Genomic DNA, 15,245 nt, shown 5'->3' on the forward strand with positions numbered 1-15,245 from the left:
TATCTAAAAAAATCAGTAGTGTCCGGTTAAGTTTTTGCATATAGCATTTGCTCTTTGATAATCAGATTATCAGACCATACGTTTTTTTCGTCAGTACGCAATTCGTTCTGGATGGTATTTCTAAGCTGACGAATCCTCTTTATTGATACAGGTTCATTAAACTGTTCATGGCAGTATATGGCCATAAGCAGGTAGGTTATTAACCCCGCAAGGATTTGAACCATCAGGCCATATCTACTGTGAGCAATCAAGTGGTACACTTTTAAATGTTTCTTCCACCATTTGAAAAAAGTTTCGATATCCCATCTAAGCTTATAAACGGTTGCAACCTGCTCGGCTGTAAGATCATAACGATCAGTTGCCACAAAATATTTGACACCGGCAATTTTATAACCAACCAGTCGAACCGGCTTTCTGGTCTGGTTTACCCCAGGAGTGCCAAGAAGAACCACAGCATCATAAAAAATATAGCTGTCGGGATCAACAGGCTGCTCTTTGATAATAGTTCTTGTTGTTTTCGCTTTGATGCGGCAAACAAAATGTTTTTTTTCATCCTGAAGAAGATCAAAATCCTTATGTGATTGATACCCCCGATCCATGATTCCTGTTTGGCCTTTTGTAAGGATAGACCTGACAAAGGGGCGTTCAGCGCCATTTCCATTTGTCAGATGAATTTTTATAGGAATCTTGCGATTGACATCAAAGCCGAAATGGCCTTTTGCTTTTTTAGCGCCTTTTCTGTAATCAGCCCAGTACATGGACAGAACTGCATCAATTAAAGATCCATCAATGGAAACGAGTTCACCGAGATCTGAATAATTTGATGGTAAAGCATTTTGTGCCTGGCTGCAAAGAGCTTGAAAAACATACTCAAGCTGTTCAAGTCCTCGAGAATTGATAATTTCGGAAAAACTGCTACGACTGATTCCTCCATCTGGAGCGACACATTCTTTGGCAAAATCGTCCTCTTTAAGGTGTTGAATAAGATCACGAGCTGATTCATGTTCTTGTAGATGGAAAAATATCAGTGCGTGAAGCTGATCTTCAAAAGTCATTTTCAATGGCCTGTGCCCCCGGGATTTAAGCTGTGGCGTGTCAGGAAAAATCTTTTGCAAAGGTTTGAGAAATCGAGTATGAGATTGGGGATTAAAATTCTTTTTTGGGATATTGAATATGTCCATTTTTGCCTTAACTCCTTGTTATAATTATATTTTATAACAAAACAACAAAAATTTTTTATTTAGTTTGTCAAGTAAAAAATGAACATTTTTCTAATTTTTTTATCCCATATAACATGCAAAAACCTAACCGGACACTACTGACTGTCAGCGGTAACTTAAAAATGCCATAAAACTGGCGGTTTAAAAATGTATTTTTCTTTCGTGTGATTTTCTTCCAATCCATTCATTATTTTCAAACTATTCTTCCATCTTCTTCCTTGTATTTTTTTCATATTTCCCATTTCTGAATTTCAAAATTATTCATATTGTCACCGTAAGGGGGTGCTTTGTGAATGAAATCCATAAAACAAACTAAATGTTGTCATTGCGGCAAGTTGTTCATACCCGATGCTCGCAATAGAAGTCGGCAGAAGCACTGTTTTAATCCTGCGTGTCGAAAAGCCAGTAAGGTTGCAAGTCAGAAGAAATGGCTGAGTAAACCTGAGAATCAAAATTATTTTAGCGGGCCGGAGAATGTCCAGCGGGTTCAGGAGTGGCGAAAAAGAAATCCGGGGTACTGGCGGCGATCAGCAAAAAAACGGGATGCGTTACAAGATTCCTTAACGGCTCAACCATCTGAAAACAAAGACGATAATCCTCAAAACACAGGCTTTGCGTTACAAGATGCCTTAATAATGCAACCTGCTGTTTTGCTTGGCTTAATAGCCAATATTACCGGAAATGCGTTACAAGATGACATTGTAAATACCCTCCGTGGTTTGCAACAATTGGGGGCGGATATTTTAAAGAATTCACCCCAAACCAAAGGAGGAAATCATGATTGTCAAAACACCGATTTTATCACAACGGGTACGTCAGGTACCCAAAAGCTTCAGTTGGATAGATCACCGCCTGGTCAGTGATTGTTATATAAATAAATGCAGCCACGCGGCCGCGGCCTTGTATCTGTTTTTGGTTTGCGTCGGCGATCGCCGGGGACTCAGCTATTACAGCGATAAATCGATTGCCGAAAAGTTGAAAATGGACGCCGGACTTTTGGAAAAAGCCCGTTCAGAACTGATTCGCAGCGATCTGCTGGCCTGGCGGAGTCCTATATATCAGGTGCTCTCTATGGAGTCGGCAACCGTTAAGAAACGATCTTCACAGGGTGTAATGCGTTTGAGCGATATTTTCAAACAAGCAAGGGAGGGCAGCCCATGATTGACTATGAAACTTATGTGCGTATCCGCAACCATCTGGAAAAAGACGGTCTCAACTACAGTCAGATTGCCGAATGCTTGTCCCTGGATCATAGGACGGTAGCCAGATGGGCCAACCAGAAATGCTATCAGCAGCGTAAGCTCGGAAAACGGGCCAGCAAGCTGGATCCTTTTAAAAAAGAGATTGTGCGTATGCTGAACAAGCATCCTTATACCGCCGTCCAGATTTATCAACACCTCAGAGAAGAGGGCTTTGACGGCGGCTATACCATCGTAAAGGATTATGTCAGCCGGGTGCGGCCCAAAAAAACAAAAGCCTACCTGAAACTATACTTTGCGCCCGGTGAATGCGCACAGGTGGATTGGGGTTCTTATGGTTCCGTCCCAGTCGGTTCCACTACCCGGCGATTGAGCTTTTTTGTGATGGTATTGTGCAACAGCAGGATGATTTATGTGGAATTTACCGTCTCGCAAACCATGGAGCATTTTTTAGCCTGCCAGCAGCATGCCTTTTGTTTTTTCGGAGGAGTACCCCAAAAAGTCATGGTGGATAATTTAAAATCGGCAGTATTGAAACGCGCCATCGGCCAGGCACCGATATTTAATCCCCGGTATCTTGATTTTGCCAACCATTACGGTTTTACGATTGTTCCCTGCGGTATACGCAAAGGCAATGAAAAAGGCCGGGTGGAAAGCGGGGTTGGGTATGTCAAAAAGAACCTTTTATCCGGCCTGGATATCCCGGATTTCAAGGTAATGAAACCAATCGCCGAACATTGGCTGGAGACCGTGGCCAATGTCCGTGTTCATCGCGAGACAGGGAAAAAGCCGGTTGATCTGTTTGAACAAGAAAAAGCCAGTCTGCAGCCGTTGCCGGTGGAAGCCTATGATGTGGCTGTCATCAATCAGGTTAGGGCGTCCCGGCAGTTCAGGGTGACTGTGGATACCAACCGTTACAGCGTCCCGGCTCAACTATCAGGTGTAGGTGTTACTGTAAGGCAGTATCCCGACCGGATATGTATTTATCATGAGGGTAATCTTGTTGCCCGTCATGTCAGGAGTTATGACCGTCGTCAGGACTTTGAGCTCCCGGACCACCCCAAAGAACTGCTGGCTCAGCGTAGAAAAGCGCGGGATCAAAAACTCTTAATGCGGTTTTTAGTTTTGTCCGACAAGGCCGAGGCCTATTACCAACAACTTAACGAGCGGCGGCTCAATACGCTCCACCATATCCGTCAGATCGTGGCCTTAAGCGAGATATATCCGCTCGAACAAGTTCAACGTGCCATTGACGACGCTTTTATCTTCCAGGCCTTTTCTTGTGAATATATCGCCAACCTGCTTGAACACCGTACCCGCCCTGCCCGGGAATCAGGGGCGCTGCATGTGACCCGCCGCAGCGATCTTTTGGATCTTACAATAGCCCAGCCTAACCTGGGTATTTACGATTATTCAATTATGGAGGATGAAGATGACAACAAGGGAAACTGATATCACAAAACAGCTTTCTTACCTGAAACTGCCATATATCCGAGAAAACCATGCCACCTGTGCTCAAACCGCTGCACAAAAGCAATGGACACATCTGCATTACCTGGCCGAATTGGTCCGGGGAGAAGCGGATATGCGAAGAGATCGCACCATCCAGCGCCGTATCCGATCAGCCCGGTTTTCGGTTATTAAAACCCTGGATCAGTTTAACTGGTCCTGGCCAAAAACAATCAACCGGGCACAGGTGCAGAACCTCTTTCATCTGAAATTTATCGAGGATAAAAGCAATGTGGTGTTCATCGGCGGTGTCGGCCTGGGGAAAACCCATTTAGCCACGGCTCTGGGCTATCAGGCCTGCCTGAAAGGGCATACCGTACTTTTTATCTCCGCAATCGAAACCATCAATAACCTTTATTCCGCCCAGCAGGCCGACCGCTTAAAACAGGAGTTAAAAAAATATCTCAAACCGGCTCTCTTGATACTGGATGAATTAGGCTACCTGCCCATTGACAAAATCGGCGCTGACCTGCTCTTCCAGGTTATAAGCCAGCGCTATGAACAAGGTGCCATTATTATAACCACCAATCGCGTTTTTAAAGATTGGCCGCAAATATTTAACAACGACAACATGCTTACTTCTGCCCTGCTGGACCGGCTGCTGCACCACATCGAAGCAGCAGTGGTGGTGGAAGGAAAAAGTTACAGGATGAAGGATGTGGTAAAAGAATAAACGCTTGCGGTTCACCGGGGAAAAAGCCGGTGAACCGCATTTTTTTCTATACATTTTTAAAACGGCGCTTTGGGTACATTTTTACACCGCCGCTAACAACTGACTGGTATGCGGTTTGGCGAGATATCTGCTTTGAAGTGGCAGAATGTAGATTTCAAATTAGGAGTCATCAAAGTTAGGGAGACCTTGGTTAGAGGTGAAGAGGGTCGCCCCAAAACACCTGGTTCGATTCGGGATATAAAGATGTTGCCTCCGGTTGCCGAGGCGATACGAAATCAGCGCAAACACACCATGGGCAAATCTAATTACGTATTCCTTAATCAGAAAGGACGGCCACTTCTGCCAAACTCCATAAATTATCACATTTGGAAGCCAGCATTGAAAAGGGCTGGATTAAAGCCTATGTCGCTTTATCAAACAAGGCATACTTTTGCCACGCTAATGCTGGATGCCGGTGAATTACCTGGTTGGGTTCAACAAATGATGGGTCATCAAACGCTGAAAATGATACTGGAACGATATTATTCCTATATCAAAAATTATCAGCGTGATGATGGTTCGGCTTTCATGGACAATGTCTATAAGCCGAGCGTAAAAGACAATGCGCCCGAGCTACCCAACGAGGATATGAACAAAGCATACGGTAAGAGTAAATCTGCCTAGGCCGAAGATAGAAAATCTGCGTATTTTACACCAAATTTACACCAATCGAAAAATTGGGAAGTCGAGATATTTTCTAACTTCCCGTTATAGCAGGTATTTCTGTAACAATAAAATGGTGGAGGCGGCGGGAGTCGAACCCGCGTCCGAAAACATTCCACACAGGCATCTACATACTTATCCCGAATTTTGATTGTCGGCTTTCAAATCTCCTTCGAGCGGGATTTTTGAAAACGTATTCTGTTATATTTCGCCTGACATGTTACAGACACACATGAGAGACTATCCTGCAAGTCGACGCCCTTTCCGGATCCGCAGGAAAAACCCGGAAGGACGTTAGCCTAAGCGGCTAAAGCGTAATTATAATCATCTGCGATTATTTTAAGTTTCCGTCTTTTTTACGAGCTGACAGTTGCTCGGTATGCAGCCGGAGCTTCATCATCCCCGTCGAAGCCGTTTCGCCCCCATGAGGTATTGCTATTTATAAAATAAACAGACAATGAAGATATGTCAAGTATTTCTCAGCGCTCTGTCAAGATCTCTTTTTTCATCCCGTTTTCTTATGGTTGCTCGTTTGTCATACTTTCGTTTACCCCTGGCAAGCGCTATCTCTATTTTGGCTTTTCCATTAATAAAATAAACTTTTAGGGGTATCAGGGAAAAACCCATTTCATTTACCTTGCCGTACAGTTTTTTTATTTCTTGTTGATGCAGCAGGAGCTTTCTTGGCCTTAAGGGAGCATGGTTTTCATAATGGGCAAAAGGGTATTCTCCGATATGCATCTGATAAACAAAGACTTCACCTTTGATGATTCTGGCATAGGAATCTTTAAGGTGGGCACGTCCGAGTCTTAGCGATTTTACTTCGGTGCCTTTAAGTACAAGCCCGGCTTCGTACTTATCTTCAAGAAAGTAGTTATGCCTGGCTTTTCTGTTTTCGGTTACAATTTTTTTATGTTTTTTTGTCAAGTTGGCACCGCTATCTGTATACTTTGTTTGAAACAAGAATTCCGTAAGTATCTTCCAGTAAATCCATAATCTCATTGGCTGTTGCTTTTTTAAGTATTTCTTTAAGAAATAGCCTTGTATCTTTTATGTTGAGAGATCTCACCATACTTTTTATAGCCGGCATGGACTGCGGGCTCATACTTAATTCATCCATTCCGAGTCCTAAAAGTATGGGTATATTAATGGGGTCGGACGCCATTTCACCGCACATAAACATTCCTATGCCTTTGTCCCTGGCCACGTCTGCAACATGTTTTAACATGCGGATCACAGCGGGATTAAGAGGGTTGTAAAGATAGGCGACATCTTTATTCCCCCGGTCAATAGCCAGGGAATATTGAATAAGATCGTTTGTGCCGATACTGAAAAAATCGACTTCATTTGCCATTACATCAGCCATAATTACTGCTGATGGGACTTCAATCATAATACCTATCTTGATATCCCGGTTAAAAACCGCTCCTTCTTTATCTAAGGAATCAGCCGCCTCATCTAAAAGTCTTTTAGCTTCAATTATTTCATCATAGTTAGATATCAGCGGAAATAATATTCTGACGTTTCCGAATGCAGCCGCCCGGAGTATGGCGCGCAACTGGGTTAGAAAAACTTCTTGTTTTTTCAGGCAATATCTTATTGCGCGAAGTCCCAGGACCGGATTTGCCTCATCAGAAGTATTACCAAAAGCAACCGCTTTGTCTCCGTTTATATCAAGGGTGCGGATTGTTACGGGTTTCGGTGCCATGACTTCCACAACATCCTGGTATTTATCAAAAAGTTCACTTTCATCAGGAAAAGAAGGACGGCTTAGATATTGAAATTCGGTTCTGTACAGGCCTATGCCGTCACCTCCATGCGCAAGAACAGATACCACCTCTTCGGGGAGCTCTATATTACCCATAATCTGCAGGTGAATACCGTCGGTTGTTTGAGCATGATGATGACTTTCACGGGTAATAACTGATTGATATTCTTCAAATTTTACTTTACGTCCATAAAATCTGACTAATGTCTCCTCTTCGGGATGAACAATAACAGTGCCGGACGAGCCATCCACAATTATCAGGTCGTCATTGTTAATGACTTCAGTTACATTATCAAGTCCCAGGACAGCGGGAATTCCGAGTGTGCGTGCGACAATGCCGGTATGAGATGTCTTCCCGCCAAGTTCCGTGACAAGCCCCATAATCTTTTCCAGTTGGATCTGACTGGTCTCAGCAGGAGAAAGGTCATGGGCAACCAGTATGACCCGTTTGTCGATTTTGGCTATATCAACCGGTTTAGCTCCCAAAAGGTTCCTTATTATACGGTCAGACACATGAACAATATCTGATGCCCGTGCATTCAAATACGGATCTTTAATATTCTGAAACATTGTCTTAAGTTTTGATGTAACCTTCTTTACAGCCCATTCTGCATTGACCCGTTCCTTTTCGCATGTTTCTATAATCTTGTCATAAAAATTTTTATCCCTGAGCAGCATCATATGGGATTCAACAATGTATGCGTGTTTCTGCACAGCTTCAGAGGAGTCTTTAATCAGGAGCTGAAGGCCGTCGCCGGTTTTTTTGACTGCATTTTTGAATCGTTGAATTTCATCTTGTAGATCCTGACCCGTTATTAAATATTTTTCAACTACATCAACGCCTTCTTGATCAACAATATATGCTTTTCCAATACAGATACCAGGAGAAACTTTTAATCCCGTCAAAGTAATTTCGTTCGATTTAGTCATACTATTTTATTCCTCGAATCCTTGTGTAATCAATTCTATAATGTCGTTGAGAATTTTTTTATCTGTCTTGTTATTTATTTCCAAAGTTACTGAAGAACCTTGTGCGCAAAGTAATGAAAGGATATCTATAATACTTGAAGCATCAACCCTGTCCCCGTTTTTTATCATCCATATCCCGAATTTGGCATTTTTTGCCAGTTTTGCTATCAAGCCGGCGGGCTTTGCATGAATGCCAAGGCGATTAGGGATAATGACGGTTTTTGATAATTCGTTACAGGATGTACTCATGGTTATTACAAAATATTTGGGGCTCGCTCAAAAATAACTTTAAATTTTGATGAGTCGATCAATCTACAATGGCTGCGTTGCCCGTTTTTTAAATAGTGCGTGAACGAATCTGTTTACTGATTTAATCAGTATCTAACATATACGGTTAATCAATGCAAATCCGATTTATTACTTGCTCAATAAACGATAAATTCGTAAAAAGTTTTTAACCTGATCGGAAAATGTCAAACATGGGTGTTAATCTTGATTTTTATTTATAATATACTGCTTTTAATCATAATAATTATTTTCTTACCATTTCTTGTTCCTGTTCTAATAATATCGGGAAAAAGACGCAAAACATTTCTCCCGAGGCTGGGAATCAGCAATATGCTTCCCTGTTTTAAGCATAATGGGCTGCATGCAATACAGGAACATACTATCTGGGTTCATGCTCTTTCTGTTGGGGAAGTTCTTTCCTCCGTCCCCCTTGTAAAAAGGTTGAAGGAAGATATTGCAAATAAGGGGATTGTTTTTTCCGTTTCCACTAAAACCGGTTATGAAATTGCCTGCAAGCTGTTCTTTGACAAAGTAGATACAATATTTTTTTTCCCTTATGATCTTTATTTTTCAGTTAAATCTGTTGCCAAAAAAGTTGACCCCTCGATTGTTGTTATAATTGAGTCGGATATATGGCCGAATTTTCTTTTTGAAATGAAATGCCGCGGTGTTCCCGTACTTCTTGTCAACGCAAGGCTTTCCGACAGATCCTTTAGAGGATATAAACGTTTTGCATTTGTTGCGAAAAGGGTTTTATCTTTATTCTCTAAAATTTGTGCGCAGTCCGGGCAGGATGCAGAACGTTATTCAATAATCGGAGTCCCTTCGGAAACATTGACAATTACGGGTAATATAAAATTTGATCAGGATAATGTTGAATTTTCAGAAGCCGAAACCCGTGAATTGAAAAGTTCTATGAGAATCCAGCCTGATCATAAAATTCTTTTGGCCGGAAGCACTCATCAAGGGGAAGAGACTATTATACTGGAGGCTTTTAGAAAATTAAAAAATCATATTAATGGTCTTATTCTGATAATTGCGCCCAGGGACCCTGAACGTTCTGAAAGCGTATGCGGGATTTATAAATCAGCAGGATATACGGCTGTTCAATTAAAAAATATTTCCAGTTCCAATCCGGACATGGAATGCGACGTTGTAATAATTGATATTATAGGAATTTTGAAAAAACTTTACTCTATCGCAGATCTTGCCTTTATTGGGGGAAGCCTGGTAACAAGGGGAGGGCATAATCCCCTTGAACCTGCCGCATTTTCCAAGCCTATTATCTTTGGACCTGATATGAGTAATTTTGCCGAGATATCGGGGATGCTCTTAGAGGCCAAGGCTGCAATACAGGTTTTTGACGCGACAGAGTTTTATGAAGCCGCTTTTACCCTTTTGGAAGATGAAAAAGAATCGGTTCAGATGGGAAAGAACGCTTATGGAGTTTTTTGTTTCAACAAAGGGGCTGTTGAAAAGACCGTGGATGAGATAAGCAGATATTTGGCGCCGTTATGAGGAATATAGTCAAGCAGATTGAATCAGTTATGTATAGCGCCAGGGAAAAGAATTCTCTCCTTGCTCGTCTTCTGTCGGTTATTTCCACAGGTTATTCCGGTATTGTAAGAATCAGGGAATCTCTTTACAAAAAAAGGATTTTTAAATCAGAGAAACTGCCGTGCACCGTTATTTCCATTGGCAATATTACCGTGGGTGGCACAGGCAAGACCCCCATGACAATCTATCTGGCGGAATTGATTAAGGATTTCGGGTTGAGCGTGGCGGTGGTCAGTAGGGGATACAAAGGCAGGGCAGAGAAAAAAGGCGGTATTGTAAGTAATGGAAAAAAGATATATATGGATGCAGCCGATGCAGGCGACGAACCTTGCATGATTGCTGCACGGCTTAAAGGGATTCCCGTTATTATCGGTGGAGACAGGTTTGCAGCGGGAAGTATGGCCGTAAAACAATTTAATCCGGATGTGATAATTCTTGATGATGCTTTCCAGCACTTGAAGATACAACGTGATATTAATTTGGTACTCCTTGATAATGATTTGCCTTTTGGCAACAGACACATGCTGCCGAGAGGAATTTTAAGAGAGCCTGTTTCAGCACTTAAGCGTGGCGATGCTTTTCTTTTAACCAGGGCTGATTATGAGATTAATGGATTGCCGGAAGAGTTGAGTAATATTGCACGCGACATTCCTGTTTTCAGATCATCTCATATACCGTATCTTAATAGTGTTGTGAAATGCGGTGTTTCAGGGGCCGGATTAAAAACGGATTCAAAAACGCAATTAAAAGGTTACCTGGGTCTGAATATCTTGCAACATAAAAAACTTTTTCTTTTTTCAGGGATTGCAAGAAATAGAGATTTTTACAATTCTGTTAACTTGATTGAAAAAAAGATAAAAGGTTCTTTGGAGTTTCCGGATCATTATATTTATACCAATAATGATATAAAGAGAATCACACAATCAGCAATCGAATCCAATGCTGATTATATAGTGACAACTGAAAAGGATTACGCGCGTATGGACCGTGAGATAACCTGGCCTTTAGATCTGATAGTTATAGGTGTTGAAATTTCATTGGGAAAAGATAAAGAGGCTTTTAGTCTCTTCATAAAGAAACGTATTTTAGGATCTTTAACACATTGAAATTATTTATAGATTTAACAGAATATGAATCATGTCTGATAGAATAACACGGGCTATAGGCCTTTCTTCAGGGGGCCTTGACAGTATATTGTCCGCCCTTTTATTACAACGGCAGAATATATATGTTGAATGGGTGACTTTTGAAACTCCTTTTTTTTCATCTGAAAAAGCTGAAAAAGCGGCGCGTACCCATAACATTCCCTTAACGGTTTTGAATATAACCGAATCTTATCTCAAAATGCTGAAAAATCCAGCCTGCGGCTATGGCAGATATATGAATCCATGCATGGATTGTCATGCTTTGATGTTCAAACACGCAGGTAAAATGATGGAAGATAAAAGGTTCGATTTTCTGTTCAGCGGCGAGGTTCTTGGCCAGCGGCCCATGTCCCAAACAAGGCCTTCTTTGCGTTATGTCGAAAAAAGATCAGGTTATGACGGCTACATACTTCGTCCTTTGAGCGCCGGAAGATTACCTGAAACTATTCCAGAGCAAAAGGGGCTGGTCAACAGAGCTTTACTTATGAATATTACCGGAAGATCCAGAAAAATTCAGATCAAATTGGCGGAACAGATGAATGTCAACGGATACCCCACTCCGGCAGGAGGCTGCCTGCTTACAGATAAAGGTTACTCAATACGGCTTAAAGATCTATTCACGCACCAGGGCGGATATGCCGAAGAGGAACTTCATCTTCTAAGGTATGGGCGCCACATCCGCTTGAATGAAAAGACTAAAATAATCGTCGGCCGAAACCAAAAAGATAATGACGACATAATCAAATACTATAGATCCGGCACTGATATTCTGATCAAAATACAAGAAATTCCAAGTCCCACAGTTCTCCTTTCTCCAGGAAGCAGAGAGGATATTACAGCCGCCGCGGCAATTTGCGCCGGTTACAGTAAGGCTCAAAAGGGCAGGGAGGTAATTGCAGAGGTCACTACTCCGGAAGGTAGCAATACTGTCAGGGTAGTCGGCATTCCGCCGTCGGAAAACAGAAGCAGGATGATATAGGCGGACCGACTTTTTTATCGATTTCCACCACCACACAATATACCGCCAACCTATATAAAAATGGGACGTATAGATTTTCACATAAATAATTTCACTGCGTTATCGGTCGTCGAAGTATTACAATACGCCTTTCTCCCTCTGGCCTTGTGAAATTAATTATCTGAAAATCTATATGTGGAACGTGGGGGTACGGTCAACAGCCTTAAAATATATATTCATAATTTTTCCCAGCAGATTTCTTCCGAGTCGAACATAGGCCCATCCGTACAGACGCGCGAGTATTCCTCCCGGTTATCCTTTATTGTTCTGCAGACGCATGACATGCAGACTCCGATGCCGCATCCCATCCTTTTTTCAAGGAGAACTTTCATCGGAATCTTGAATTTATCAATAATCTTTTTTAAAGCCGTAATCATAGGTTTAGGCCCGCAAGTGATAATCATTATCTTTTTATGAGATTTCAGCTTTCCAAGATATGCTTTATACTGTTCAGTTATAAAGCCATTATGGAGGTTACTTTCTGAAATTTTATTCATGATTAATTTTTTATCGATTCTATTTTCGGAAGATAAGAATATTTCACCGGACTTAAGACCGATTTTTGACAATTCGTCAATATAAACAAGAGCATGCTCTGTTTTCGACGCAAATGTTTTTGCAAAAGGAGCCGATTTTATTAAGGTCTCAATTTTGTCTATACCTAAAAAAGCTTTTATATTATAAGAATAAAACTTTAGCGCCTGCCCAAAAAAAACAAGAGGTGCCATTCCAACGCCTCCACCCACAAGATGTATTTCTTCAATACCGTTTAATCGCCAGGATACAGGATTTTCGGGTTTCCCAAGAGGCCCCAGCATCTTTATCCGTTCGCCTTTCTTGATTTCCTTTAACTCATTGGTCCCTGTGCCGTCTGGAATAAGCTTATATAAAATTTCAAACTCATGGGGAAAAAGAGTATGGCTTATTTCTGCAAGATCCGGTGGAAGAGATAGATGTTTTAAATAATTCAGCTTAAAATATTTGTAATAGCAGCGATGGATACCAAAAGGCCTTTTTAAAAAAGATTTACGTTTGAAATTTTTGTTCGTCAAATCGACTGAACGATAAGTGGAACGAAACCGGGGATTATTATAATGATTAAAATCTACTTGCGTTCTTTTGCCGACCGGGAGAGTATCTACCATGACAAACTGTCCGGGGAGTATCCTATCCAGACCTGTTGCTTTGAATTTCAGGATATAGTGTTCAGGATTTTTTCCATATCCGACTGGAGAATTACTGATAATTTCCGCTGTGAAATGTTTTATGCTTCTTTTTAAGTGGGCTTTATTATTTTTTTTATGAAATTTAGCCGGTATAAAATCGGGATCAACTTTATCGATCTGTTCGGCTTTTTTTTCAAGCTCTTCAAAGGAGATAAAGAATCCCCTTTGCCAGTTTTCCGCCCATTCCAGGGTCCTGAATTTATTCATCTCTTCAGAAGACGGGAAGAGCATGTAATATAAAATATTGAACGATTCCTTATCCGCTGCACTAATCTCCGCTGATAACTTTTTAAAAAGTTTTTCTCGATCCTTGTCATAATACGAAAAAAAGATTGTGCGGCCATCAGGATTATGCGCCATAAAATCAAAAGCGCCCGCAGCCCGGGATAGCGTAGGATAATTTTTGGGTGGGGTGTACCCGGAGCATTCAGTAGTAATAATATAACCGTACTGCTGCAAAATTCTGCTAAGGAATAAAAAAGTTTTTTCTTTATAGGTGCTCTGCTCGGTCTCTTTTTTCATCATATAAGTATTGCCGATTTATGAAAAATTCGGGCTAACCTGTTATTTTTAAAATCTATAATAAAGACTTAACAACTACTATTACCATATGCTATGGGTATGTTAAACACCTAAATATCAGGAACGTTGACAAAATAACTTGTATGGATGAAGTACAAATTACAATAATCGGCGCGGGGGTAATCGGCTTGGCAATAGCTGCAAGGCTCTCTGCCAACTATGATAATATTGTTGTTCTGGATCAAAATTGTCGTTTCGGCATGGATACTTCAAGCCGAAACAGTGAAGTGATTCATTCAGGTATTTACTACAGGCCCGGTTCCTTAAAGGCGTCTCTATGCTTGCAGGGCGCTGAGATGCTTTATAGTACATGCAAAGAATTTTCCGTTCCTCACAAAAAAATCGGTAAATTAATAGTAGCCCGAAATCAAAACGAACAAAAGACTTTGGAGGTACTTTTTGAAAACGGAATTAAAAATGGAGTCAACGGGTTAGAATTTATTGATAAAAAAGATATCCAGACCATGGAACCGAATGTTAATGCAATCAGCGCTATATATTCTTCCAATACCGGTATTGTCAACTCCCACGGGCTGATGCAGCTCTTTATCAGCCAGGCTGAGTCTAATCAGGTTATGTTTGCTTATAACTCCAAAGTAATTTCATTAAAAAAACAGGATAAAGGCTTTATAATCGGAATTGAACAGGGTGGGTATAAATTTAAATCAAAGATAGTTATAAACGCGGCCGGACTTTTTGCGGATAAAATTGCATCATTGGCAGGAATTGATGTTGTCAAAAACAATTACCGCCTTTTTTATTGCAAGGGTTCATATTTCTTTTATGGTAAGCGCTCTCCAATAAACATGCTGGTATATCCTGTGCCGCAGAATAGCCTGACAGGGCTCGGCGTACATGCCACCCTCGATCTTGGGAAACGTCTTCGTTTTGGGCCTGATACGGAGTATGTTGACAGTCTGGATTATAAAGTAGATAAGAGAAAGTTAAATTCATTCTATAGTTCCATCTCCGAAATAATAAAAGGCCTTGACAAAGATGCCTTTGCTCCTGATATGGCCGGGATTCGACCTAAATTATCAGGCCCCAAAGAAAAAGCAAGAGATTTTATAATAAATGATGAAAGGGACAAAGGACTCTATGGGCTGATAAACCTGATAGGGATTGAGTCCCCCGGACTTACAAGCAGCCCTGCCATAGCATTGAAGGTGGAAAGGATGGTAAAGGAGTTGTGCCTGTAAAATTATTTATGTGACGGTCTTGTTTGGTGGTATATAGATGGTTTGTGGTGGAGATGAGGGGGCTCGAACCCCTGACCTCGGCATTGCGAACGCCGCACTCTCCCAGCTGAGCTACATCCCCACGTAAAAATTGTTTACATATCAAATCATAACTGACTGGTCAATTGATAAAATCGATGGCGCCTTAAAA

Annotated in this window: 14 protein-coding genes, 1 tRNA gene and 1 other RNA gene; 9 read left to right on the forward strand and 7 right to left on the reverse strand. The window is 41.4% G+C overall.

Going from position 1 to position 15,245, the window contains the following annotated elements; translation table 11 throughout:
- Positions 1 to 26: 26 nt before the first annotated feature.
- Positions 27 to 1,181 (reverse strand): IS4 family transposase, encoded by a 1,155-nt coding sequence (locus BuS5_RS10140; RefSeq protein WP_274427636.1) that lies wholly within the window; start codon positions 1,179 to 1,181, stop codon positions 27 to 29.
- 332 nt (positions 1,182 to 1,513) lie between these two features.
- Between BuS5_RS10140 and BuS5_RS10145 the strand changes: the two genes are divergently transcribed.
- From BuS5_RS10145 to BuS5_RS10165, 5 genes are all read left to right on the forward strand, one after another.
- The gene (locus BuS5_RS10145; protein WP_274427637.1) at positions 1,514 to 2,083 is read left to right on the forward strand and encodes a hypothetical protein; all 570 of its coding nucleotides are present in this window, start codon (positions 1,514 to 1,516) and stop codon (positions 2,081 to 2,083) included.
- Between the two features lie 37 nt (positions 2,084 to 2,120).
- Positions 2,121 to 2,381 (forward strand): hypothetical protein, encoded by a 261-nt coding sequence (locus BuS5_RS10150; RefSeq protein ID WP_274427638.1) that lies wholly within the window; start codon positions 2,121 to 2,123, stop codon positions 2,379 to 2,381.
- The gene (istA, locus tag BuS5_RS10155; RefSeq protein ID WP_274427639.1) at positions 2,378 to 3,871 is read left to right on the forward strand and encodes an IS21 family transposase; all 1,494 of its coding nucleotides are present in this window, start codon (positions 2,378 to 2,380) and stop codon (positions 3,869 to 3,871) included. The genes BuS5_RS10150 and istA overlap by 4 nt, the downstream gene beginning before the upstream one ends.
- Entirely contained in the window at positions 3,852 to 4,601 is a 750-nt protein-coding gene (gene istB / locus BuS5_RS10160) for an IS21-like element helper ATPase IstB (protein WP_274427640.1), read from the forward strand. The genes istA and istB overlap by 20 nt, the downstream gene beginning before the upstream one ends.
- 108 nt (positions 4,602 to 4,709) lie before the next feature.
- Entirely contained in the window at positions 4,710 to 5,264 is a 555-nt protein-coding gene (locus BuS5_RS10165; protein WP_051375062.1) for a site-specific integrase, read from the forward strand.
- A 113-nt stretch (positions 5,265 to 5,377) separates the two neighbouring features.
- On the opposite strand, the gene ssrA is transcribed toward BuS5_RS10165, so the two are convergent.
- From ssrA to BuS5_RS10185, 4 genes are all read right to left on the reverse strand, one after another.
- Positions 5,378 to 5,727, reverse strand: a transfer-messenger RNA (tmRNA) gene (ssrA, locus tag BuS5_RS10170).
- 44 nt (positions 5,728 to 5,771) lie between these two features.
- Positions 5,772 to 6,230, reverse strand: coding sequence for an SsrA-binding protein SmpB (gene smpB / locus BuS5_RS10175; protein ID WP_027354705.1), 459 nt, complete (start codon positions 6,228 to 6,230; stop codon positions 5,772 to 5,774).
- A gap of 10 nt (positions 6,231 to 6,240) precedes the next feature.
- Complete coding sequence (gene ptsP, locus BuS5_RS10180; protein WP_027354706.1) at positions 6,241 to 8,001, reverse strand: phosphoenolpyruvate--protein phosphotransferase; 1,761 nt, start codon at positions 7,999 to 8,001, stop codon at positions 6,241 to 6,243.
- A gap of 6 nt (positions 8,002 to 8,007) precedes the next feature.
- A complete protein-coding gene (locus BuS5_RS10185; RefSeq protein WP_027354707.1) occupies positions 8,008 to 8,289 on the reverse strand; it encodes an HPr family phosphocarrier protein in 282 nt (93 codons plus the stop codon).
- 369 nt (positions 8,290 to 8,658) lie between these two features.
- Here BuS5_RS10185 and BuS5_RS10190 point away from each other — a divergent pair, with 369 nt between their 5' ends.
- Genes BuS5_RS10190 through BuS5_RS10200 form a run of 3 tightly spaced genes read left to right on the forward strand, consistent with a single transcriptional unit; the run spans position 8,659 to position 12,009 of the window.
- Positions 8,659 to 9,846, forward strand: coding sequence for a 3-deoxy-D-manno-octulosonic acid transferase (locus BuS5_RS10190; protein ID WP_274427641.1), 1,188 nt, complete (start codon positions 8,659 to 8,661; stop codon positions 9,844 to 9,846).
- Positions 9,843 to 10,991 carry a tetraacyldisaccharide 4'-kinase gene (gene lpxK / locus BuS5_RS10195; RefSeq protein ID WP_051375068.1) on the forward strand — a complete coding sequence of 383 codons (1,149 nt, stop codon included), beginning with the start codon at positions 9,843 to 9,845 and terminating at the stop codon, positions 10,989 to 10,991. Before BuS5_RS10190 ends, lpxK begins: the two co-directional genes overlap by 4 nt.
- Positions 10,992 to 11,022: 31 nt before the next feature.
- Positions 11,023 to 12,009: a DUF814 domain-containing protein gene (locus tag BuS5_RS10200; protein ID WP_035266075.1), complete on the forward strand. Its 987-nt coding sequence runs from the start codon at positions 11,023 to 11,025 to the stop codon at positions 12,007 to 12,009.
- Between the two features lie 215 nt (positions 12,010 to 12,224).
- On the opposite strand, the gene BuS5_RS10205 is transcribed toward BuS5_RS10200, so the two are convergent.
- Complete coding sequence (locus tag BuS5_RS10205) at positions 12,225 to 13,799, reverse strand: iron-sulfur cluster-binding protein (RefSeq protein WP_027354708.1); 1,575 nt, start codon at positions 13,797 to 13,799, stop codon at positions 12,225 to 12,227.
- 140 nt (positions 13,800 to 13,939) lie between these two features.
- Here BuS5_RS10205 and BuS5_RS10210 point away from each other — a divergent pair, with 140 nt between their 5' ends.
- Positions 13,940 to 15,055 carry an NAD(P)/FAD-dependent oxidoreductase gene (locus BuS5_RS10210; RefSeq protein ID WP_027354709.1) on the forward strand — a complete coding sequence of 372 codons (1,116 nt, stop codon included), beginning with the start codon at positions 13,940 to 13,942 and terminating at the stop codon, positions 15,053 to 15,055.
- 45 nt (positions 15,056 to 15,100) lie between these two features.
- On the opposite strand, the gene BuS5_RS10215 is transcribed toward BuS5_RS10210, so the two are convergent.
- A tRNA-Ala gene (locus BuS5_RS10215) sits at positions 15,101 to 15,176 on the reverse strand.
- Positions 15,177 to 15,245 lie beyond the last annotated feature (69 nt).

It is taken from the genome of Desulfosarcina sp. BuS5 (assembly GCF_028752835.1).
Classification (GTDB): domain Bacteria; phylum Desulfobacterota; class Desulfobacteria; order Desulfobacterales; family BuS5; genus BuS5.